16 protein-coding genes are annotated in these 23,058 nt (G+C 39.1%); 10 read left to right on the top strand and 6 right to left on the bottom strand.

Annotation, left to right across the window (positions count from 1 at the left end):
- Positions 1-152 precede the first annotated feature (152 nt).
- A complete protein-coding gene (locus A7968_RS01820) occupies positions 153-2,867 on the bottom strand; it encodes a TonB-dependent receptor (RefSeq protein ID WP_064664866.1) in 2,715 nt (904 codons plus the stop codon).
- Between the two features lie 673 nt (positions 2,868-3,540).
- Here A7968_RS01820 and A7968_RS01815 point away from each other — a divergent pair.
- The 3 genes from A7968_RS01815 to A7968_RS01805 all read left to right on the top strand — a co-directional run bounded on the left by A7968_RS01815 (position 3,541) and on the right by A7968_RS01805 (position 6,777).
- Positions 3,541-4,299, top strand: a complete 759-nt coding sequence (locus tag A7968_RS01815; protein WP_064664865.1) for a rhamnogalacturonan acetylesterase — start codon at positions 3,541-3,543, stop codon at positions 4,297-4,299.
- A gap of 226 nt (positions 4,300-4,525) precedes the next feature.
- Positions 4,526-5,518, top strand: a complete 993-nt coding sequence (locus tag A7968_RS01810) for an LLM class flavin-dependent oxidoreductase (RefSeq protein WP_064664864.1) — start codon at positions 4,526-4,528, stop codon at positions 5,516-5,518.
- Between the two features lie 275 nt (positions 5,519-5,793).
- Positions 5,794-6,777, top strand: coding sequence for a patatin-like phospholipase family protein (locus A7968_RS01805; protein ID WP_064664863.1), 984 nt, complete (start codon positions 5,794-5,796; stop codon positions 6,775-6,777).
- Between the two features lie 19 nt (positions 6,778-6,796).
- On the opposite strand, the gene A7968_RS01800 is transcribed toward A7968_RS01805, so the two are convergent.
- Positions 6,797-7,657: a DMT family transporter gene (locus A7968_RS01800; RefSeq protein ID WP_064664862.1), complete on the bottom strand. Its 861-nt coding sequence runs from the start codon at positions 7,655-7,657 to the stop codon at positions 6,797-6,799.
- 210 nt (positions 7,658-7,867) lie between these two features.
- Here A7968_RS01800 and A7968_RS01795 point away from each other — a divergent pair, with 210 nt between their 5' ends.
- The 3 genes from A7968_RS01795 (at position 7,868) to A7968_RS01785 (ending at position 11,273) form a co-directional block, all read left to right on the top strand.
- Positions 7,868-9,274, top strand: a complete 1,407-nt coding sequence (locus tag A7968_RS01795) for an alanine/glycine:cation symporter family protein (protein WP_064664861.1) — start codon at positions 7,868-7,870, stop codon at positions 9,272-9,274.
- Between the two features lie 72 nt (positions 9,275-9,346).
- Positions 9,347-10,393 carry a patatin-like phospholipase family protein gene (locus tag A7968_RS01790; RefSeq protein WP_064664860.1) on the top strand — a complete coding sequence of 349 codons (1,047 nt, stop codon included), beginning with the start codon at positions 9,347-9,349 and terminating at the stop codon, positions 10,391-10,393.
- Between the two features lie 163 nt (positions 10,394-10,556).
- A complete protein-coding gene (locus A7968_RS01785) occupies positions 10,557-11,273 on the top strand; it encodes a hypothetical protein (protein WP_064664859.1) in 717 nt (238 codons plus the stop codon).
- A 227-nt stretch (positions 11,274-11,500) separates the two neighbouring features.
- On the opposite strand, the gene A7968_RS01780 is transcribed toward A7968_RS01785, so the two are convergent.
- Complete coding sequence (locus A7968_RS01780; RefSeq protein WP_064664858.1) at positions 11,501-12,064, bottom strand: lipid-binding SYLF domain-containing protein; 564 nt, start codon at positions 12,062-12,064, stop codon at positions 11,501-11,503.
- Between the two features lie 141 nt (positions 12,065-12,205).
- Between A7968_RS01780 and A7968_RS01775 the strand changes: the two genes are divergently transcribed.
- Both A7968_RS01775 and A7968_RS01770 read left to right on the top strand, forming a co-directional pair.
- Positions 12,206-13,417: a tyrosine-type recombinase/integrase gene (locus tag A7968_RS01775; RefSeq protein ID WP_064664857.1), complete on the top strand. Its 1,212-nt coding sequence runs from the start codon at positions 12,206-12,208 to the stop codon at positions 13,415-13,417.
- On the top strand, positions 13,418-14,614 hold the full coding sequence (locus A7968_RS01770; protein ID WP_064664856.1) for a cation:proton antiporter: 1,197 nt from the start codon (positions 13,418-13,420) through the stop codon (positions 14,612-14,614).
- Between the two features lie 100 nt (positions 14,615-14,714).
- On the opposite strand, the gene ydiJ is transcribed toward A7968_RS01770, so the two are convergent.
- A complete protein-coding gene (gene ydiJ / locus A7968_RS01765; protein WP_064664855.1) occupies positions 14,715-17,762 on the bottom strand; it encodes a D-2-hydroxyglutarate dehydrogenase YdiJ in 3,048 nt (1,015 codons plus the stop codon).
- A gap of 152 nt (positions 17,763-17,914) precedes the next feature.
- Here ydiJ and A7968_RS01760 point away from each other — a divergent pair, with 152 nt between their 5' ends.
- Complete coding sequence (locus tag A7968_RS01760) at positions 17,915-18,124, top strand: hypothetical protein (RefSeq protein WP_064664854.1); 210 nt, start codon at positions 17,915-17,917, stop codon at positions 18,122-18,124.
- A 74-nt stretch (positions 18,125-18,198) separates the two neighbouring features.
- Here the strand turns inward: A7968_RS01760 and ppsA are convergent, their stop codons facing one another.
- Positions 18,199-20,574, bottom strand: a complete 2,376-nt coding sequence (gene ppsA / locus A7968_RS01755) for a phosphoenolpyruvate synthase (protein ID WP_064664853.1) — start codon at positions 20,572-20,574, stop codon at positions 18,199-18,201.
- 152 nt (positions 20,575-20,726) lie between these two features.
- On the opposite strand from ppsA, the gene ppsR reads away from it, so the two are divergent.
- Positions 20,727-21,536: a posphoenolpyruvate synthetase regulatory kinase/phosphorylase PpsR gene (gene ppsR / locus A7968_RS01750; RefSeq protein ID WP_064664852.1), complete on the top strand. Its 810-nt coding sequence runs from the start codon at positions 20,727-20,729 to the stop codon at positions 21,534-21,536.
- A 75-nt stretch (positions 21,537-21,611) separates the two neighbouring features.
- On the opposite strand, the gene A7968_RS01745 is transcribed toward ppsR, so the two are convergent.
- A complete protein-coding gene (locus A7968_RS01745) occupies positions 21,612-22,961 on the bottom strand; it encodes a class II 3-deoxy-7-phosphoheptulonate synthase (RefSeq protein ID WP_064664851.1) in 1,350 nt (449 codons plus the stop codon).
- Between the last annotated feature and the right edge of the window lie 97 nt (positions 22,962-23,058).

Below are 23,058 nucleotides of genomic sequence, written 5' to 3'. Positions count from 1 at the left end.
GTGTATTGATTTAAAAGGTTATTTGCCACCGGTGGCAAATAGGATTTAAAAGAAAAATATTTTTTGTTTTTTTTAGCAAATAAAAAAAACAGCTTAATCAAATAAAGTGATTAAGCTGTTAACCTTAGGGGGAATTAGCATTGAAAAGAGTTTTATAGGTTATAGCGGATACCCAAGAAGAACTGGCGGCCGGTATGGTTATATTCACGCGGTAAATCTAACGTACCATCGCCTGTGGTATAAAGGCGTTCATATTCATCTGTGAGATTTATTGCTTCAAATGTCATAGTGACATTCTCATTGATGTTATAAAACGCCGATAGATCGAAGTGCGTTGGCCCTGTTGTTGCCTCTTCTGCGTTACCATTATTACCTGTGTAATCAGTAATATAGTTATCACGAGTATTCATTGAGGCACGTATGCCATAGTCTTCTACTTCATAATACAAGGTGAAGTTATATGAATTTTCAGACAGACCTGTAATTTCTCCTGCAGAAACATAGGTATAGTTAGACACAAGGCCGGTATTTTTCAAGAACCCAGGTAAGAACGAAAAAGGCTGTTGGTAAATAAGCTCAAGCCCTTTAATAACGGTACCATCACCATTAACCGGTACATAATGAGTGTATGGGGTAGTGCGTGGATCTAATGCACTAGACGGGTCATACTGCGGATCATTATCTATAAAGGGTAAGTAGGCTGGATCGACTAACTTTTCTTCTGTGTCACTGGTTATAAACGAGCCAATGTCTTTATAAAACACGGTTGCTGCAAGTAATGACTCTTCCTCAAAATACCATTCAACACCAAAGTCTGTATTGGTAGAGGTAAATGGGTCTAAAAATGGGTTACCTGCACTCACAGTGCCATTTAAATAAGAAAACGAAGGATTGCCGGGATTAAGCGAGCTTAAACTTGGCCGTGTCATGGTTTTAGACAAACCGAGCCTTACAATCACATCGTCTGTTGCATCAAGGGCTAAATTCAGTACTGGCAACACGTTATCATAGCTATTTTCGATAGTAACCGGGTCTGTTTGAATGAAACCTGTTGATGTTGTTTCAGTTTTAACATAACGCACACCTGCATTGGTACGTAACAACATATCAGAAATTTCATATTCAAAATTGGTCTCGATATACGCTGCCATGGTTTCTTCTTCAACTTTCCAGCTCTGTGCGCTGCGCGGTATCCATTCTTTTACTAACAATTGTGAGTTTATGGCATCAAAATCAGCGACTAGAAACGGCGATAATGTACCATCGTAGCCTGTGCCAAAATCATCATATGGCATAAGTTGAGAAAATCCAGCTGCGGAATCTTGATCAGGAAAGCCATTTATTTGGGACTCATCATAGCTAACAGTTCTATCATTATAAGCAATACCGCCTTTTATATTCATCATGTCCATTTGATATGACAAATCAACCTTCGCTGTATCGTTTTCTCTTAATACATCAGTGGCACGTAAGCGGCCATCCGCTAAATCAAACGAATTTGCATCTAAGGTGTCGTAATCATAATCCATAACGGCAGTATTATTTGCGGTACCAAAATCCATCGACACTCTATGTGGCGTGTTGTTAGTCATGTTATAACGATATTGCTCAGAGCGGGCATCAGATTCAGCTGTGCCGACCATGGCATCTAAGGTTAGGTAGTCAGATAAATGATACTTGCCTGAGAGGACATATTGTTGGAACTTTGTTTTTGAAATCTGTTGACGGCTTTCTACGCGAGATTTTACACCATTAAATGTCGCCGCTTGGATTTGTTTACCGTTATCAGCAACTGTAATTGATTCAGGGGTAATTTCGCTGAATGTATTTCTAAACATCTCGAAAAAGTTGTACATGGTACGGTCATTATCGAGTGTCGAATGTAATGTATCTAAGGTAAGAACGAGATCATCATTTGGGGCATATTGTAAAGATCCGGTAAAACCTAAGCGGTCTTGTTCATTCCCAAAAAAATCAGGACGAGGCAGGCGAGGGGTATATAAACAGTTTACTGGATCTACGCTTTGCCCTTCAAATTCACAATTACCGGTGTTGGGTGTGCCAATTACTTCAGTATTAGCAGTATCTGCGTATATACCGCCACCATCAAGTACCGGCGTAGTCCAGCGCACAGTACCAAAACCTTCTTGACGTACGGTTCGTTCAGATTTGGCAACAGAAAATAAAGCGCCAATAGTATCATCAGCAAATGTGTTACTGATCATAAACACCATGCGTGGGTCTACTTGTTCTGTTAGGTCGTTGTAACCTGCTTGCGCAGACGCGGCAACATGAAAACCGGTTGAATCAAAAGGCCGTGCGGAATACATATCAACGGTACCTGCTATGCCACCTTCTTCGGTAGCCGCGGTTGGCGTCTTTTGAATATCAACACGATTAAATAATTCGGAAGCAAATATATTAAAGTCAAAAGCACGACCCCCATTTACACCACCTCCAGAATCTGTGCCATCAGTACTTGCGGGCACTTCCATACCGTTTAAAGTAGTACGTGTAAATGCAGGACCTAAACCACGCAAGGTAATTTGGCGTCCTTCGCCACCTTCGCGGGAAATAGCAACACCAGGAATACGCTGTAATGATTCAGCAATATTCAGATCAGGAAACTTACCAATATCTTCGGCAGCAATAGACTCTGTGGTATTTACTTCAAAACGCTTAGTAGCGAGAGACTTGTTTAGCGATGATCTAAAACCGGTTACTTGAATTAACTCAATGTCACTTTCGGCTTTAGTTGTTGCATTTTCTTGTTCATCAGCCGCCATTGCATAAGAGGTAGTGCCCAACAGTAGTGCGCTGATCAAGCAATTGAGGGGCTTTAAAGCGAATTTATTTGTTGTCTTCATTGTGTGTTCCTCGATATTACAGTCATGTTGTTCTGTTAATGTCAGTGCTGTTTTTATTTTTAACGCTAATTTTTTGTTTGCTTGTATTCATCAATTTATTGCTAGCTCCTGCCGTATAGCTGCACCATAAAGGCCAAAAGTATTCCTTTAAACAATGACGCTGGTTGCTCGCTTTTATAGTTCGTTTTATTTAACTAGCTTGATGATTGCTAAAGCCAAAATTGCGTTTTAATAAATACGCGATTAATTTCTTTATTCTCCATTTCATAAAAATTCTGCTGATACAGCAACGTATCGTTAATCTAAAACAATGAAATAAAATAACATTAACTATCTGAATTTAATCATTAAAAGTTAAAATACAACATCCTGTTTATTTTATTACATTGTTTTGCTACCGGTGGCATAAATTTCAAGTTAGCTGTTCTAAATTACAATGTCAAACATTAAAAGTTACATATTTAATGTATTTTTTACATATTCATTGGTGAAAAAAGAGACGACCTTAAAGCTTAAAATTTAATTAACGTTGATTTATATAACGTTGTTGCCACCGGTGGCGGTTGGTGTTATGTTTAAAAAATGGCTAGCTCTACCGATATTTATTTCCAATAAAAAATATAACCGATGACTAGCTAACCGTTAATTATTCAAACACAATAGAGCGATAGATATGGCTAAATTATTAATAACAATACTTATCATGGTGAGTTTTTCGTGTATGTCGGCTACAGATAAAACACAGGTTTTTATGGCAGGGGATTCAACCATGTCAATTAAAGAAATTAAAGATTACCCAGAAACTGGCTGGGGAATGCCGTTTAGCATCTTTTTCAATGAATCAGTAAGTGTGATTAATTTAGCTAAAAATGGCCGTAGCACAGGGACTTTTATTAAAGAAGGGCTATGGCAACAGATCACAACAGACCTAAAAGCGGGTGATTACGTTATTATCCAGTTTGGCCATAATGACCAGTCAAAAGAAAAAGGCGATCGCTATACGCCTCCACAGCAATATAAACAAAATTTGCTGAATTTTATTGCTGATGTACGCGCTAAAAAAGCCAAAGCGATCTTAATGACGCCAGTAACAAGACGTTATTTTGACGATGCTGGCAATATTAAAGAAACTCACCCAATTTACTCTGATTTAGTTCGTGAAGTAGCGGCACAAAGTGGCGTTGATTTCATTGATATGGATCGGGTAACTCAGGAGTACTTTCAAAGCCTAGGAGAGCTCAACTCCCGCTTACGTTTTATGCAACTTGAGGAAAATGCACACCCTAATTATCCAAAAGGTGTAAATGATAATACCCATTTTAATGAGCTTGGTGCGCGTGAAGTTGCGCAACTGGTTTTAGCTGAACTACGTAAGCTCAATCACCCATTAGTAAATATGTTACGTACTCCAGATCCTAAACATTTAAGATAACAAACTTCCCTTAAACTTTAGCCACCATTTACGCTTAGTGAACTGGTGGCATTTTTGTTTCTTTGCGACTTATTTATAGCCTTTATTAACAATCTCTATTTATAGCCAATCAATTTCGTATAACATATTCTTCTATTAGCTGAATCTAGCATTGAATTGTGCCTCGTGGAGTCCCATAACCAAGTCATAATTTAAATAAATTTATCAGACTCTGATAGGAGTATGTATGGCTGAGTTATCTGCAATTCCTTTTTCTTTACTTGAGCTAAGCCCAATGAAAGAACACCAAAGCGTGTCACAAACACTCGCTAACAGTGTAGCATATGCTCAAAAAGCAGATGAGTTAGGTTTCAAGCGTTTTTGGATGGCAGAGCACCATAATATGCTAGGTATTGTTTGCGCCGCAACCTCTGTGTTAATCGGCCATATAGCTGGAAAAACAAAGAATATTCGCGTTGGTGCTGGCGGAGTCATGTTACCTAATCATCCGCCATTGGTCGTTGCAGAGCAATTTGGTACATTAGAAAGCCTTTACCCTGGGCGTATTGATTTAGGGCTGGGTCGTGCACCAGGTAGTGATCATATAACCAGTCGAGCACTTAGGCGGGATGAACGCCGTGCAGAAAACTTTGCAGAAGAAGTCACAGAGCTACAAACTTTACTTGGCCCATATGATGGCAGCCATCCGGTACGGGCGATCCCAGGTGAAAACACCAATGTGCCCATCTGGTTATTAGGCTCCAGTTTATACAGCGCACAGCTGGCGGCTAAAAGAGGCCTACCTTATGCTTTTGCAGGGCATTTTGCGCCGCGTTTTGTTTATGATGCAATTGCATTATATCGTCGTGAATTTAAGCCATCTAAAGTGTTAGCTAAGCCACATGTAATGCTTGGTCTTCCTGTTGTAACAGCTGATACCGATGAACACGCACAATTTTTAGCAACTACCTCAAAACAACGTATTTTAGCCTTATTACGTGGTGATCCCTTATGGTTAAAACCACCAGTGCAAACAATGGATGGCTTGTGGAGTGCGCAAGAGCAAGCACAGGTTGAAAACTTTTTAGGACTGTCGGTAGTCGGCAGCCCAGTCACAGCTGCTCATAAACTTAGTATGATTGCTAAAGAGCTAAACGTAGATGAATTTATCTTTACCAATGATTTATATGAAAGTGAAGATAGACATCATGCCCTTGAAATCTTAATGGCGATAAAATAAATGTTCATCAAAAAAGTGACTCGTGTTAACTAAAATTAAGCAACGGCTCATATTGCTATTGCTACCCTACCTTTACCAACTAGAGCAAACGCTCTAGTTGGGTGCTATATTTTTAAAGACCCTATAGAAATAGACAACTTAATTAATTAAGTTAATTCGTCGTTTTTGTTCGGTTTTATTAATCACTGTGATTTATACAATCAATTTTAACGTTTGAATCAAATTCATTAAAATAAAGGCATAAACCCAGTTACTAATCAAAAGGAAGGCCGGCAATGAAACCTCAAGACTCAACAACAACGCAATCTTTCAATAAAACGACATTGATTGCAGAGGGTGGGGGGCAACGAGGAATATTTACAGCGGGTGTACTGGATGCATGGCTTGAACACAATTATGATCCATTCGATTTATTTATTGGCACCTCAGCCGGCTCGCAAAATTTAACCAGTTTTTTAGCACGACAAAAAGGTTATGCAAAACGCCTTATAAGAGGCTTATCAAGGCATAAACGATTTTTTCAATTAGGCAGAGGTCTACTTGGAAAAAGTATTGTTGATCTTGATTGGTACTTTGATAAAACCACCGAGTTTAATCGTGCTATTGATTTCAAAACGGCTAAAACAAGTTTAGGTGCAAGAGAGTTATTGATCACAGCGACTAATGCAAGAGATAGAAAGCCTTACTTTTTAACGCCAACTGGTGAAGATAAACAATGGCGAGCATTATTAAAAGCCTCAAGTGCATTACCGTTTTTATATAAGCAAGGTGTTAGCTTAACGCCTTGGCTTGATAAAGTTGCTGCCAATGAAGAGTTTGCGAGCCTACAAAGTACAGCTGTAACAGATGATTTCTTTTTAGATGGTGGCCTTGCTGCACCTCTGCCTGTTATTGAGGCTTATAATCGTGGTGCGCGAAAAATTGTCGTTATTCGTACAGTTGATGCCTGCCTACCCATTCAATCTGCTTGGGTTAATAAGCTAAAAGCGTTTGTGTGTGCATCAGGTTATTGCCCTAAAACTATTGACTATTTACTACAGCATGAGCAAGCATATTTAGATGAATTAAACTTTATGGCAAATCCACCAGAGGATCTTGAACTAATCCAAATATTTGCGGGCAGCAAACTACATAGCAAATTATTAGGCAGCACAGACAGTGACTTACGCCATGATTATAAATTAGGCTTGGCGGCAGGTAATAGCTATTTAACCCAGCAATATTCGTCTCATCAAACAACTCAACCGTGTTACGGATAATAAAGCCGTAACACAATGGTTAACGGGCACTTTCTACGATTTCAGCGCGCCGATAATTACTAATTGCAGCACCTGCTAAAACAAATACCAGAGCAACAACAACAGACCACGAAAAACTAATTTGTTCAGCAAAAACCAACATGACTGTAGAGAGTAACGGCGTTAAAAAGCTTAATGACGCAAGTAGTGATTTATTACCTCGTTTTAATGCACTATCCCATAAGTAAAATGCGCCGCCTACAGGGCCCATTCCTAGTAGTATAACGCCGATACTTTCAGCACTTGAAAAATTCAACTGAGTTGGCTCAAAATACAAGTGTGCTAACAACGCCAAGAGTGCTACATAAAGTGAAAGCCAGCCTATATCGTCCACATGATTATCAAAGCGTGTCATCAAAAATGAATAGCTTGACCACAATAGTGCGCAACTAGCCGCGAATAAATAGCCTAATGAGTTTTGGCTACTAATGTTGATCCCGCTGCCATCGGTTATCAACAATACAATGCCAATAAAACCGACGAACCCTCCGATGATTGCATTTATTCTAGAGCATGAGTTAGCAATAAACACACCTAGTAGCAACGGCCATAAATACACAATTAGGCTAACTTCAATAAGTGGAGCATATTTTAACGCCATAAAATAGCAAAAGTGAAAACCAAATAGACCAATAATACCTATAATTGTTTGTGTTTTACTCAGTGAGGGAGGGGTAAAAAGAGGCTGCTTAGTGAGTACCCTCTTTATAAATAACAATAAAAACGACACAGCAAAGCACATAAACAGTAGCTGAAAAGCAGGTATCGACTTTGTTAAATTCCCCAGTAGTGCTAATGCACCCCATAAAAAAATAGCTAATACACCAAAAGTTGTTGCCATCACGCATATATCAGTTAAAGAGCAGGGAATTAGTATATCAAGCTATTGCCTGTTAATTTGTGATAAATAGCATTTTTGCAACTTAAATAGAGATTTAATACAGCCAACCCTTGCTAATTTATATCAGCTAGATAAAGTAGCGACTAAATAAGTATTCTAAATTTAAGAATTAGTATTCTCTCTATATTTAACAACAATAAAAGGGCAAACATGTTTGATTTGATCGTAGACAGGATAAATAATCTGCTTTGGGGCGAAGGGCAAATACTGATCTACATTTTACTATTCACCGGTATTTGGTTTTCAGTACGTTTAAAACTGATTCAAATTTTTAAATTTAAACACATGTTCAGCCTGCTCAAAGGCAGTAGCAAATGCGATAAAAACGACATTAGTTCGTTTCAAGCACTGTGCACCGGATTAAGTGCTCGGGTTGGCACGGGGAATTTAGCTGGCGTTGCTGTGGCAATATCATTAGGTGGCAGCGGCGCGATATTTTGGATGTGGGTGATTGCCATATTAGGCATGGCCACAGGGTTTGCTGAAAGCGTACTTGGTCAAGTTTATAAAGTACGCGATAGCCAAGGCGAATTTAGAGGCGGCCCCGCTTATTATATTCAACAAGGAATAGGCAGTCGCACCCTCGCTATCGCGTTTGCGCTGTGTTTGTTCTTAGGCTACGGCTTTACTTTTAGCGCGATGCAAACCAACACCATTACCGATGCGCTTAATTTCGCTTTTGAAATTCCAACCTTTTATTCTGGCATAGTGATAACCCTACTTGCGGGCTCTATTATACTGGGCGGCTTTAAAGCTATCGCCCGCTTTGCTGAGCGCGTAGTGCCGGTGATGGGCATTGTATTTGTACTGGCAGCAGTGATTATTACCTTGATTAACGTCACCCAAGTACCCGCTATGTTAAAGGATATATTCTTATCTGCTTTTGGCCTACAAGAGGCGGGAGCTGGCGCGATGGGCGCAGCGATAAAAAATGGTATTCAACGCGGGCTTTATTCAAATGAGGCTGGAGCGGGCAGTGTACCGCATGCATCGGCCAGTGCGTCGCCTATTCCAAATCACCCAGTTACTCAAGGGTATATTCAAATGCTTGGGGTGTTTTTTGATACCATCGTGTTGTGTAGTTGTACAGCGGTGATCATCTTACTGGCTGATGTAGATATTAGCGGTGAGATGGAAGGCATTCGTTTAACACAAGCGGCAATGACCGCGCATTTAGCACAAGGTGGTGTGTATTTTGTTGCCGCAGCTATCAGCTTATTTGCTTTTACTTCAGTGGTTGCCAACTATGCCTACGCCGAAAGTAATCTACATTTATTTAAGCTCGATAATAAACTAGGGCGCGGTATTTATACTCTTTTATACTTATCTATGATGATGTGGGGCGCATCTGCCACATTAAAAGAAGTGTGGGACTTAGCCGATATTGCCCTTGGTTTGATGACAGTCGTCAATGTAATTGCCATAATATTGCTCACCCCGACTATTTTAAATGTCACAGACGATTATAATAGGCAACGAGCTGAAGGTGTTGAACCTGAATTTAATGCAAAAAATGTGCTTGTGCAAGGTAAAACCGAGCAGGGAATTTGGCACTAAATATAACGGTTAAAGTGAATGTTTTTGCATAAATATTCACTTTTCCATAGTTAAAAATAATGAAGTATTTTCATGATTGATATTTATGCAGGTAACACTGCAGCAAAAATAATAACTGAGCAGGGCTTTACCCCCGACCTTTTTAGCAGCTTTTTAGGGGCATCCGGTGGCCCTAAATGGTTTACGTTATTTGGTTTAGATAAGTATATTTTTGGTGAGTTTTTTAAACACCGATCATCACCACTGAATTTGATCGGCTCGTCGGCAGGAGCATTTAGAGCAGCGTGTTTTTCACAACATGATCCGGTGGCAGCCATTGAGCGTTTGGCAAAATCTTACAGTGAAACGCGTTACTCGAGTAACAAACCAACACCAGAAGAAATAACAACTAAAGCCCGCGCTTTACTCGAAGAGGTGTTTGGCAACAATGGCGTGACAGAAATAATCAACAACCCCATTTTTAAAGCACATTTTATTGTCGCAAAATCAAATGGCTTAGTAGCAAGTGAACTAAAAGCATTACAGCTATTGGGCCTGAGCAAAAGTTATTTAACCAATCGCGTAAACCGGCGCTTTTTAAATAAACAATACGAACGCTTTATTTTTCAAGCGCCTAATAGTGATTTAGCCCTTGAAGACAGCTATCAATTTAAAACTACACAGCTAGATTTAAACAAAGATAATTTAAAAGATGCGTTATTAGCCTCGGGCTCAATCCCGTTGGTGATGCAAGGTATAAAAAATATTACCGGCACGCCAGCGGGCATGTATCGCGATGGCGGTATTGTTGATTACCATTTTGATTTAAAAATTAACAACCCAGGTTTAATTTTATACCCGCACTTTAATAGCGAACCAAAAGCAGGGTGGTTTGATAAAAACTTAAAACGTAAAGTCGCGTCACAAAACTACGACAACGTAGTAATGATCACCCCATCAAAACAATTCATCGCCGGCTTACCTTACGGAAAAATCCCCGACAGAAACGACTTCACCAATCTCGATGCCGACACCCGAATTAAATACTGGCGCACAGTGTTTAGTGAAACAGAAAGGTTAGCAGACGCGTTTGATCAAAAACTTAATTCCAGAAAGTTCGATTTGAAATTGATCAAGTAAATTAATCTATTCAGAAATGATATTTTTATCGGAGGTGGTTAACAATATTGTTAATTTTACAGTTTACACTAGACAAAGTGACAACGAATTCTATAAAAATCTAAAAGAGCTGAGAATTACTAAAAACATAGTGTAGTTTATAAATAAAGGAAAAAAGGAAGTTATGACTATTAAAATAATACTTGGGGTTGTTTTAAGTATTCTAGTTAGCATAGGCTTATGGTATGTATGCTGTCCGTCAATAGAAAAGTCTACAATGTTAAGTATAGAATATTTAGTTAAGTTACTTACTCCAGCTTTAGCTTCATTTGGAGGAGCATACTTTGCTTTTCACTTAAGAAGAAATGATGATGGATTAGAGTTAGTAGAAAAAAGGGTTGAAAAAATAAATAAATCTTTATTAGCAATTTTAACTAGATTAGCACTATACAAAAGCCTTAACGATAAAATATTAGGATACAATAATGAATTAAGTGCTGCATTGAGTTTTAGGCGAATGATAGTTCCTACATCTCCAAAATATGGGGAAAACATCTCATTCTTACTTAAAGTAAACCCTTATATGTTTGGTAAAATAAACGAATGTCAGATTCTGGATTCAGATATTGTTAGTTTTATTGAAATACGAAATAAATTGCATGATGAAATAGTTAGAATACACTATGAAAAGATTCAAGGTAAAACTCTAGACTTAAAGTCAATAAAAAAAGAAATTGGTGAGTTAAATGCATGTGATTTATTAGAATACACAAAGGAAATAAAAAATGGTAGTAAAAAAATTACTTGTGAATTGATAGACCTTGGAAATGATATCTTTAATGCAGCAAAAGAATTTTATCCAAATGAAAAATTTTTGAAAATGCCTAGTAGTGAGAAATGAATTTGATTCTTAATTAAAATGCGACTTACCCAGCGTCTAAATATGATCGGTTTAATTTAAAATCTAGATTAAGCCTGACACTTGAAAGTTAAAATTAATTGAAAAATTTAAGCTATAAGTTATTTTTAGCTGATATCCTATAAATTACGTTATGTTAAATAGTGTAAAATAAATTAAAGTGGGCGTAATCACACGAACTAGCCCACTTATAGAAGGTTTTTTTAGGGTTAATTTAGCTCAGAATCTACCCAGAATTTAGTGCCTTTTAACACGGCCTGCAGTGCCAGGCCACTTTCGGTTAAAGAATAAACGGTTACTTGATCGGCAATGGCTTCGGCAACTACGGCGCCACCTTTATCTTGGTATTTCGCGGCAGCATCAGCATTGCCACCAAATGCCCAACCATGTTCAATAAAACGGTTTAACGCGGCTTGATTATGAAAAACCATCACCACATTAAAATCTTTAACGCCTAATCCTAACCCTAAACCTGCTTCACCCATATTCATATAGGTTGATTTACCGGTTAAGTTATTTTTTACCACACCATAGCCGCCGCCAAAGCTGGCTAAAACAACATTGACATTGGCATTATCAAATACGGCATAGCCTGCAGAATTAGCAATTTGTTGTTTAACATCTGGTTTTTCTTTGTATAATTTACTCAGTGTATCCGCTCGCATATTTTGCACTAGATTACGCTTTTCAGTTGGCGAAGCACTACCTGTTGTAGCACAACCAGACAGTACTAATGTGAGTGCGACTAAACTTAAAACAATTAATTTTTTCATATGCTTTCCTTAAACCAACAACATTGCTTTGCTATTATCTAATTAGCTTCACAATTATAGAACCGCTAAGTCCAATACTAGACAGTATCGGACTTTACAGTTAAACTGTAACTACTTTATTTTATTAGAAATAACTATATTATGCTTGTTGCTTTGGTCGATACATTAAAACAATTACGGTATCAAATTGCCCATCTTGAAGATGATACATTGCAATCAGAATACCCCGAACTTGCCTCCTTTATACAGCAAGTTGGCTTGACTGTCGCTGAATCTAAGCAAGAATTAGTATTTTTGTACCAATTTTTATATGTTTATGGTCGAAAATCAGAAGCAACCTATAACCGTTTCCGTAACGAACTCGAGCGCTTTTATTTATGGTCTTGGTTAGTTGCTAAAAAGTCAGTATTTGAATTAAAGCGTGAAGACATCGAAGCCTATGTTGATTTTATGGTCGAACCCGATAAACGCTGGACCATGACTTCGGTGCAATGGCGTTATAAAGATGAACAAGGGATCCGTAGATTAAACGAAAATTGGCGCCCTTTTATGCTCAAAGAATCGATTGCCAGTCAGCAAACTTTAGCAGCTATGTTCACAGCACTTAATGTTTTTTATAAGTTTGCTATTTTAGAAGAAAAAACCTTTGCTAACTTTGTACCGGTTGTTAAAAAGAATAGCCCGTATTTAGTTGTGCAATCACAAATAAAAATTCCTGATACCTTAAGCGATATTCAATGGGAATATGTATTTGGTGTTACCCGTGATAAATGTGAGCAAGTGCCAGATCTAGAACGTAATTTATTTACTTTAGCCTGTTTAAAAGGCCTTTATTTACGGATCTCAGAACTATCAGAGCGGCCACAATGGTCGCCTGTTATGTCTCATTTTTGGCAAGATAATGATGGCTTTTGGTTTTTAAGGATCATGGGTAAAGGAAATAAATTACGCGATGTCACACTCAGTGAAGATTTTGTAACTTATTTAAAACGTTATAGATTATATCGAGGGTTGCCAGCCCTGCCCCGTGTTGATGAGCCCGAACCATTGGTACATAAAATTCGCGGCCAAGGTGGTATGACTGTTCGACAAATTCGCCGTTTAGTACAACAAAGTTTTGATTTAGCAAAACAATCTTTACTTGATGATGGTTTTACGGATGATGCCGAGCAACTAGAGTCCGCGACTGCGCATTGGCTAAGACATACTGGTGCAACCCATGATGCACAAACTCGCCCTTTAAAACATTTATCGGAAGATTTAGGGCATGCAAAAATTGCCACTACCGATCAAATATATATTCAGACAAATATCAAAGAGCGTGCAAAATCTGGGCTTAAAAGGAAAGTTTAAATGGAATATATTGTATTAGCCGTTGTGGGTTTAGCATTTTTAATTTACTCATTATCTATGCATCAACTCGAGCGAGCAGAAATTACCGGACCTATGTTTTTTGTTATTATCGGTGCGTTGCTCGGGATTTTGCTCCCAAGTAAAACGGCTTATTTAACCAGAGACTTAGATCATTTATTACCTTTAATAGAATTAACACTGAGCATATTTTTATTTACTGATGCTGCAAAAACCAAATTGACGGTTTTAAAACACAGCTTTCAATACCCTAGCCTATTACTTTTTGTTGCTTTACCACTTACCTTGTTTGCTGGAATTATTATTGCGAGTTTAATGTTTACTCAGCTCACACTTATTCAAGCAGCACTGGTGGCAATAATTTTAACGCCGACAGATGCGGCGCTTAGTAAAGGATTATTAAATAGCAGTGCGGTGCCTGAAAAAATTCGCGAAGGGATCAATACTGAAAGTGGCTTAAACGATGGTTTATGTGTGCCGATATTTTTAGTCTTGATGTTGTTAGCAAAAGAGCCGGCATCTGCATTTTCGGTTTATGATACTATCCTTGTTTTTGCGCGTGAATTAGGCGTGGCTATTCTGGTTGCAATTGCTGCGATGGGATTGATCATTCCCGCGATTAAATTTGCGATGCAACGTCATTATTTTTCAAATAACACGAGCCCATTTTTAGTGGTTGGCATGGCAATGGCCATTTTTTCGATTGCACAAAGTTTACATAGCAGCGGTTTTATTGCGGTGTTTGTTGCTGGATTAATTTTTGATAGATTTACTGATCTGACTTTACGCTTAAAACTTGTTGAAGATAGTGAGCATATAGCTGACTTTACTGGTTTGTTGATCTGGTGTTTATTTGGTTTTGTGTGCAGCTATTTAGTTCTGCCAGAATTGTCATGGGCACTTGTTGTATTTGCATTACTCAGTACAACGTTGATTAGAATTATTCCTGTGCTGTTGTCATTACAATTTACTAAATTAAAAATGAAAGAACGTTTTACTTTTGCATGGTTTGGTCCGCGAGGTTTAGCTTCAATCGTGTTTACTTTGATGGTGATCGATAGCAGCATCGAAAATAAATACCTTATAGCTACAATTGCTATGACCACTATTTTATTTAGTGTTTTTATTCATGGTATGACAACCAAGCCGATCGCGGACAGTTTTTCAAAAAGAAATTAAGCTCACAAAAATATTTTCACTTAACTTGTTTAATGAATAAAATAAAACGGCGAATAACTTTTAGTTGTTCGCCGTTTTGTTTTTACTAACTTAATGTGTGCTACGCCAATTTTGTTGCGAGTAGTTCAATCGGATGTTTAGGCTTGAACTTTTCGTAACGTTTAACTTGGCTACGACAAGAAAATCCTGTTGCTAATAATTGCTCAGGTTTATTTTTTTCCACAACACCCTGCCAACTCATTTCATATAATGCCCGCGAGTTATTTTGGTTTTGCGCTTCATGGCCATAAGTACCCGCCATGCCACAACAACCGGTTGCCGTAGTATTAAGTGTTAAACCTAAATCTGAAAAAATTGTTTGCCAAACATTTGCCGCTTTTGGTAATGCGGTTGTTTCAGTACAGTGGCTTAACAAAGTAAACGTTGCATCGCTAGTTACTTTATCTGCCAGCGGTTTAAACGATTGTGTTGCTAACCATTCATGGGCAAGTAACACTTCAAACTCACCACGGTCATTTTCTAATATAGAATTATATTCATCTCGGTAACACATGACTAATGATGCATCTAAACCTACCAAAGGGGCATTTATTTCTGACAATGAATTTAAAAACGCAGCGGCATTTTTAGCGGTAATTTTAAATTCATGCAAAAAGCCTTTTACGTGTTGCGGCTTCCCGTTTGGTAAAAATGGTAATAGAATTGGCTTTTTACCCAGAGCGGAAATGACCTGTATAAAACTTTCTACCAATTCAGCTTCGTAAAAACTGGTAAACGGATCTTGCACAATCAACACATAATCATTTTGTTGTTCGGGTGTAAGTGCGCGTAGTTGTTGAAAATTAAATTGATGTTGTTTCTTGATACGCTTTTTAAGTGAAGGCGTACTAAGCAGTGGTGTATCAACATAGCCAACCGTTTTTTTGATCAACGCGCCAACAATTTTAGTCTTGACTATTGGGTTTATTATTTTTGAAAACTTTGCCATAACAGGTGCGCTGTTTTCAATATTACCGACTAAATAATCTTTTAGTGGACGTGCATAATAACTGTGATAATAGTTTAAAAAACGAGAACGAAAAGTTGGTACATCTACTTTAATTGGGCAGGCTGTTGTACATGCTTTACATGCCAAGCATTCATCCATAGATTCTTTTACTTCGTGAGAAAAATCGTATATGCCTTTTTTCTTATCGCGGCTGTGTTGGTAACGCTCCCACCAGGTGATCACTTCACCTTTGTTGAGTTCTTTTTCTACATCTAATAAATCTATATTTTTAGTTTGTTGTAAACGTAACCATTCGCGCATTAAACTCGCGCGGCCTTTTGGTGAATAGCGGCGATCACCCGTGACTTTATAAGATGGGCACATTGGTGATTTTTCGTCGTAGTTAAAACAGATACCATTACCATTACAGGTCATGGCGTTGTTAAAACTGGTTTTCACATTGACAGAAATTTGCTTATCAAACCATGCTCGCTTTTGATCGTCAACACTAACAAGTGAGTCCTCACAGTCAATGGGTGTACATATTTTACCTGGATTGATGCGATTGTTTGGATCAAATGCAGCCTTTATACGGCGTAATTGATTGAACAAATGCTCCCCAAAAAACTCAGGGCCGTATTCGCTACGATAGCCTTTACCATGTTCACCCCACATTAGGCCGCCGTATTTAGCCGTCAGCTTCACAACTTCATCAGAGATCACCCGTAGTAATTTTTCCTGTTCGGGATCGCACATATCCAGCGCTGGACGTACATGTAATACACCTGCATCAACATGGCCAAACATACCATATTGTAAATTATGGCTATCAAGTAATGCTCTAAACTCTACGATGAAATCGGCGAGATTTTCCGGTGGTACTGCGGTGTCTTCCGCAAACGCCAGTGGTTTTTGTGTGCCTTTTACATTACCTAATAAGCCAACTGACTTTTTACGCATGCCGTAAATTTTTAAGATGTCTGCTTTATCGCTGGTAAGCTGATAGCCAATCACGCCATTTTTTTGTTGTGCTACGCAATCATCGAGTAATTTACATAAGCTTTCAACTTTGTCTTTTATGTCGTCAACTGACACCGCATTAAACTCAACCATATTGAGCCCTTGCATGTCTTTATTTGCAACATCGGTTATTAAGTCCGATACTGAATGCCAAACGATATCTTGGCGTGCAAGGTTAAGCACTTTACTATCAACGGTTTCAACAGACGTTGCCCGCGCCGCAACTAAAAATGGTGAATGACGCAGTGCAGAATCAAAGCTATCGTACTTAATATTGATCAAGGTTTTAAATTCAGCAATAGGCGTAATATTAAGTTTTGCTTCGGTGACGATACCAAGTGAGCCTTCTGAGCCTGTTATTAGCCGACTCATATCAAAAGTTTGTAAGTCTTCACTTAGTGTGTGTTCTAGGTCATAGCCCGTTAAGAACCGATTTAAACGTGGAAACTTGGCTAAAATCGCATCTCGATCTGATAAGCAAATATCTAAAACCGTAGCGTATAGTTTTCCGATTGTGGTGTCTTGCTCGGCGATGAGTTTGGCTTTTTCAATCTCAATCGGGCTGGTCGACATTGGTGTACCATCAATTAAGTAGGTTGTTAGGCCTAAAACATGGTCACTGGTTTTGCCATACACTAATGAACCTTGCCCGGATGCATCTGTATTAACCATGCCACCAATGGTTGCGCGGTTACTGGTTGATAAGTCAGGTGCAAAAAAGAAACCGTACGGGCGTAAAAAGTCATTAAGTTGATCTTTGATAACCCCTGTCTGTACACGAACCCAGCCTTCTTCAGCGTTTATTTCGAGAATTTCGCGCATGTAGCGGGATAAATCAACAACAATACCCGGTGTTAAAGACTGACCGTTGGTTCCGGTACCACCGCCGCGAGGGCCAAAAGTTAACGATAAAAAAGGGTCTTGAGCTGCAGTTTGCAGGGCAATTTGAATGTCTTTTTCGGTTCTTGGAAAAATAACACCTTGCGGTAATTGTTGGTAAATACTGTTGTCGGTTGATGCGGTTAGACGAGTGCCGTAACTTGCATCTGTATCGCCAGTAAACCCTTGTTTAGTTATTGTTTTTAGGTAACTTGCGACTAACTCGGTCGCGGCATCTTGTTGGCTTATTGTTGCTATCATGACGGTGATAAATTAAGGCATTTGTTAGATTATATCATGCTAAAGCGCAATAGAAATTGAAGATTTCACAGTTTGTAACACTCTTTTTGTCGTAATAAGAACCAGATTATCTATACTGATGTTAGTAAGCTTAATTGCACGGAACTTTTAAAATGAAAAAATGTTTATTATTATTTATTGGCAGCCTATGTATGTTGCTGGGATTATTTTTTGCGCTTGTGCCTGGTCCGTCACTGATATTTTTTATTGCGGGGTTAATGTGCTTTTCATTTTATTATCCAAAAGCACGCTATTATCTGGCACTATGTCAAAAAGCCTTGACTAAATCATGTGCATTTTTAGATAAAAAACTCGCCCGCTAAACTTGTTTAAAATTAATTGCGTAAACAAAAATGCCAGCAAATAAGCTGGCATTTTTCATCTTAATCGTGGCTTGTTACTTTGCTAATTTTTTAGCAAGGTATAACCATGTTTCGATTACTGTATCTGGATTTAGTGAAACAGAATCAATGCCCTGCTCTACTAACCAGGCTGCAAAGTCTTCATGATCTGAAGGACCTTGACCACAAATACCTACATACTTTCCTTTGGCTTTGGCTGTTTGAATAGCCATAGAAAGTAACTTTTTGATCGCAGGGTTACGTTCATCAAATAAATGAGCGATTAAACCGGAGTCACGATCAAGACCGAGTGTTAACTGAGTTAAATCGTTTGAACCAATTGAGAAGCCATCAAAGTACTCTAAGAACTCTTCTGCAAGTAGTGCATTTGATGGCAGTTCACACATCATGATTACTTTTAAGCCGTTGTCGCCACGTTTAAGGCCATGCTCTTCAAGTAATTCAATAACGCGTTTACCTTCTTCAAGGGTACGTACGAACGGGATCATGATCTCAATGTTGGTCATATCCATTTGGTTACGTACGCGTTTTATTGCTTCACACTCAAGCGCGAAACAATCACGGAAATCTTCCGAGATATAACGTGCAGCACCACGGAAACCAATCATTGGGTTTTCTTCTTCTGGCTCATATTGTTGGCCGCCAACTAAGTTAGCGTATTCGTTTGATTTAAAATCAGACATACGAACAATAACGCGCTCAGGCGCAAATGCACAACCGAGTGTTGCAATACCTTCAACCAGTTTTGAAATATAGAACTCAACCGGTGATTCGTAACCGGCCATCATTTCTGTGATCTCTGCTTTTAATGCATCAGTTTGTGCATCAAAATTTAATAATGCTTTAGGATGCACACCAATCATACGGTTGATGATAAATTCAACACGGGCTAAACCAACACCTGCGTGTGGTAAACGTGCAAAATCAAACGCGCGATCAGGGTTACCCACGTTCATCATAACTTTCATTGGTAGTTCAGGCATTTTATCTACACGAGAAGTGAGGATTTCAAAGTCTAGAATACCTTCGTAAATGAAACCGGTATCGCCTTCGGCACATGATACGGTAACTTCTTGGCCAGCTTTAATTAAATCAGTTGCGTTGCCACAACCAACTACCGCCGGAATGCCTAATTCACGGGCAATGATTGCTGCGTGACATGTACGACCACCACGATTAGTAACAATCGCTGCAGCGCGTTTCATGATAGGCTCCCAATCTGGATCTGTCATATCAGTAACTAAGATATCGCCAACTTGAACTTGGTCCATTTCACTGATCGAATTAAGTACTCGTACTGTACCTGAACCAATCTTGTGACCAATCGCGCGACCTTCGACAACAACATTACTGCTGCCATTTAATTGGAAGCGTTCCATAACATTGGTATCTTCGTTTGAGCGAACTGTTTCTGGGCGTGCTTGTACGATGTAAAGTTTGCCATCGTTACCGTCTTTCGCCCATTCGATATCCATGGCACGGCCATAGTGTTTTTCGATGATCACAGCTTGCTTAGCAAGTTCTTCAACTTCTGCATCTGTGATTGAGAATTTGTTAGAAAGCGCAGTGTCCACATCCACAATTTCAACTTGTTTACCATGTGCTTCATCAGCTGAGTAAATCATTTGAATAGCTTTAGAGCCAATATTGCGACGTACTACCGACGGCTTACCTTTTGCAAGTGTTGGTTTATGAACATAAAATTCATCAGGGTTAACCGCACCCTGTACAACCATTTCACCTAGTCCATAGCTTGATGTAACAAATACCACATCTTCAAAGCCTGATTCAGTATCGATACTGAACATTACCCCTGATGCTGATTTGTCAGAGCGAACCATGCGCTGAATACCCGCAGATAATGCAACACCACGGTGATCATAACCTTGGTGTACGCGGTATGAAATTGCGCGGTCGTTAAATAATGAAGCGAATACATGTTTGATGGCAACCATGACAGAGTCAATACCACGAACATTTAGGAAGGTTTCTTGCTGACCTGCAAACGATGCATCTGGCATGTCTTCAGCAGTTGCTGATGAACGAACGGCGAATGATACATCAGCTGTTGCATCACCGTGGAGTTGGCTGTATGCATCGCGGATTGCTTGATCTAAATTAGGTTGGAATGGTGTGTCGATGATCCATTGGCGGATATCAGCACCTACTTTGGCTAGTGTGTTTACATCATCAACATCAAGAGTGTCGAGAATGTCATGAATTTTTGCATTGAGTCCTGATTGATCTAGAAACTCATTAAAGGCGTCGGCGGTTGTAGCAAAACCACCTGGCACTTGTACACCAGCGTTAGCTAGGTTAGAAATCATTTCACCAAGTGAGGCATTCTTGCCACCAACTCGTGGAACATCTTGCATACCAAGCTCTTGATACCAGAGAACGTATTCTTGCACGGGTCTTTCTCCAAAAAACAAATTGTCGTATTAACTGTGAGAGTTAAGAAAGAAAACCTTCTAAAAAGGTCACCTTCATTCTACACTGGCAACAGACCTTACGTAAACCGTAAGGACCCCATTTTACTCTATAACGTAATAAAAAGGTTAATATGAGAACTGCATTTTATATTTCTGACGGTACTGCCATTACTTCTGAAGTATTTGGCCATGCGACTTTGTCTTTATTTCCCGTCGAATTTAACCATAAAACTATTCCATTTGTTGAAACTGAAGCAAAAGCTAACGAAGTAAAAGCATTGATCAATGCAACATCACAACGTGAAGGTGAAAAACCATTGGTTTTTTTTACGTTTGTTAATCATAGCCTAAGTGAAATCATTCGCTCATCTAATGCTGTGAGTTATGATTTTTTGACCACTTTTAGTGATAAAATCCAGGACGAGCTTAAAGTTGCACCGGTACCTAAAGTACACCGAACACATTCAATGCATGAGAAAAGTTATGATTTTAGAATTGATGCGGTTAACTATGCATTGACAAATGATGACGGTGCAAACATCAAAAATTACGCAGAGGCTGATATTATTTTAGTGGGTGTAAGTCGCAGTGGTAAAACACCGACGAGTTTATACCTTGCTTTACAATACGGTATTAAAGCAGCTAATTATCCGCTTACAGAAGATGACCTAGAAACGGGCAAGTTACCTGCTTGTTTAACTTCATATAAGCAAAAACTATTTGGCCTGACAATTGACCCACTACGGCTGGCTGATATTCGCCAACGTCGTATGGCAAACTCTAAATATGCATCGCTAAAACAGTGCCGTATTGAAGTACGTGAAGTTGAAATGCTGTATAAAAAACATAAACTCCCTTACTTAAATTCAACACACCATTCTGTTGAAGAAATTTCAGCAAAAATCATTTCTGATACAGGTTTAGAGCGCCGTAAGTACTAACTTCTGCTGTTTTTAAATAATATCGGACATTAAAAAAGCCGCAGTTGCGGCTTTTTATTAATGCGGGTTACTTATTTACTTACGTGCGTCTTTTAATAAGTCTGCCACTAAGAAGCCAAGCTCTAATACTTGGTCTGCATTTAAGCGTGGGTCACACTGCGTGCGGTAACGTTGTGCTAAATCATCGTCTGACAACCCATAAGCACCACCGGTACATTCAGTGACATGTTGACCAGTCATTTCTAAATGTACACCACCGGCGTATGAACCCTCGGCTTTATGTACAGCAAAAAACTGACTGATCTCACGTAGAATATTGTCAAAGCTACGGGTTTTATATCCTGAAGTGGCTTTTTCAGTATTACCGTGCATTGGATCAGAGCTCCAAATTACTTTACGGCCTTCCTGTTGTACTTTTCGTACTAGCGCTGGTAGCTTTTCTGGCAATACATCAGCACCCATGCGTGTAATTAACGTTAAACGACCTGGAATGTTATCTGGGTTTACTGCATCAATTAAACGAATTAGTTCGTCTGGGTCCATACCTGGGCCAACTTTAACCCCTATTGGGTTTTTAATGCCTTTGAAAAACTCAATGTGGGCATGATCAAGCTGACGAGTACGTTCACCAATCCAAACAAAGTGCGCAGAACAATCATACCAATCACCCGATAAGTGGTCTCGACGTGTTAGTGCTTCTTCATAACCGAGTAATAAAGCTTCGTGAGAAGTATATAGATCAGTTTCTTTCAAGCTTGGCGCAATTGTCGAGTTGATCCCGCACACTTCCATAAACTCTAGGGCGTCTTGAATTTTGTCAGCTAACTGCTGGTATTTCTCTTTTAGTGGATTTGCAGCCACAAAGCCCATATTCCAACGGTTAACTTGGTGTAAATCAGCAAGTCCCCCTTGTGCAAATGCGCGCAATAAGTTTAATGTTGCAGCACTGTGATGATACGCAGTCATTAAACGTTGAGGATCTGGAATACGCGCTTCTTCAGTAAATTCAAAGCTGTTTACAATATCGCCGCGGTATGAAGGCAATGAAACGCCATCAATCGTTTCCAAATCTGCTGAGCGCGGTTTTGCGTATTGGCCAGCCATTCGCGCAATCTTAACGACAGGACACTTACCGCCATAGGTAAGTACAACCGCCATTTGTAAAATGGTTTTAAAGGTGTCACGAATATTAGCAGCATTAAAGTCACTAAATGATTCAGCACAATCGCCACCTTGTAGTAAAAATGCACGCCCTTCGCACACATCTTCAAGTTGTTTAAACAAACTACGTGTTTCTTCAGCAAAAACTAAAGGTGGCGCACTTTTTAATTGGTTTTCTACGCTTTTAAGCCCTTGTTGATCTGGGTACTGTGGTTGCTGAAGTATTGGGAGCTCTCTCCAGCTATTTGGGTTCCACGACTGCATGTTCTTTCCTCATTCCTACGTTTACCTGTTAGGTGAAAATTAACGTATGCGGCCCCCCTGTTCAAGGACTATATTCGCTAATTATCAATTATTTAGT

This window comes from Pseudoalteromonas prydzensis (assembly GCF_001661495.1).
GTDB classification, from domain to species: Bacteria; Pseudomonadota; Gammaproteobacteria; order Enterobacterales; family Alteromonadaceae; genus Pseudoalteromonas; species Pseudoalteromonas prydzensis.
Note: the sequence above shows the minus strand (reverse complement) of the source record. Positions and strands in the feature narration are given on the sequence as shown.

What these genes read in the sequence shown, in the direction of transcription:
- ppsR (WP_064664852.1), top strand. Translation starts at nt 20,727, where the DNA reads ATGAGAACTGCATTTTATATTTCTGACGGTACTGCCATTACTTCTGAA.
- A7968_RS01810 (WP_064664864.1), top strand. Translation starts at nt 4,526, where the DNA reads ATGGCTGAGTTATCTGCAATTCCTTTTTCTTTACTTGAGCTAAGCCCA.
- ydiJ (WP_064664855.1), bottom strand. Translation starts at nt 17,762, where the DNA reads ATGATAGCAACAATAAGCCAACAAGATGCCGCGACCGAGTTAGTCGCA.
- A7968_RS01795 (WP_064664861.1), top strand. Translation starts at nt 7,868, where the DNA reads ATGTTTGATTTGATCGTAGACAGGATAAATAATCTGCTTTGGGGCGAA.
- A7968_RS01760 (WP_064664854.1), top strand. Translation starts at nt 17,915, where the DNA reads ATGAAAAAATGTTTATTATTATTTATTGGCAGCCTATGTATGTTGCTG.
- A7968_RS01790 (WP_064664860.1), top strand. Translation starts at nt 9,347, where the DNA reads ATGATTGATATTTATGCAGGTAACACTGCAGCAAAAATAATAACTGAG.
- A7968_RS01785 (WP_064664859.1), top strand. Translation starts at nt 10,557, where the DNA reads ATGACTATTAAAATAATACTTGGGGTTGTTTTAAGTATTCTAGTTAGC.
- A7968_RS01745 (WP_064664851.1), bottom strand. Translation starts at nt 22,961, where the DNA reads ATGCAGTCGTGGAACCCAAATAGCTGGAGAGAGCTCCCAATACTTCAG.
- A7968_RS01820 (WP_064664866.1), bottom strand. Translation starts at nt 2,867, where the DNA reads ATGAAGACAACAAATAAATTCGCTTTAAAGCCCCTCAATTGCTTGATC.
- A7968_RS01800 (WP_064664862.1), bottom strand. Translation starts at nt 7,657, where the DNA reads ATGGCAACAACTTTTGGTGTATTAGCTATTTTTTTATGGGGTGCATTA.
- A7968_RS01815 (WP_064664865.1), top strand. Translation starts at nt 3,541, where the DNA reads ATGGCTAAATTATTAATAACAATACTTATCATGGTGAGTTTTTCGTGT.
- A7968_RS01805 (WP_064664863.1), top strand. Translation starts at nt 5,794, where the DNA reads ATGAAACCTCAAGACTCAACAACAACGCAATCTTTCAATAAAACGACA.
- A7968_RS01780 (WP_064664858.1), bottom strand. Translation starts at nt 12,064, where the DNA reads ATGAAAAAATTAATTGTTTTAAGTTTAGTCGCACTCACATTAGTACTG.
- A7968_RS01770 (WP_064664856.1), top strand. Translation starts at nt 13,418, where the DNA reads ATGGAATATATTGTATTAGCCGTTGTGGGTTTAGCATTTTTAATTTAC.
- A7968_RS01775 (WP_064664857.1), top strand. Translation starts at nt 12,206, where the DNA reads ATGCTTGTTGCTTTGGTCGATACATTAAAACAATTACGGTATCAAATT.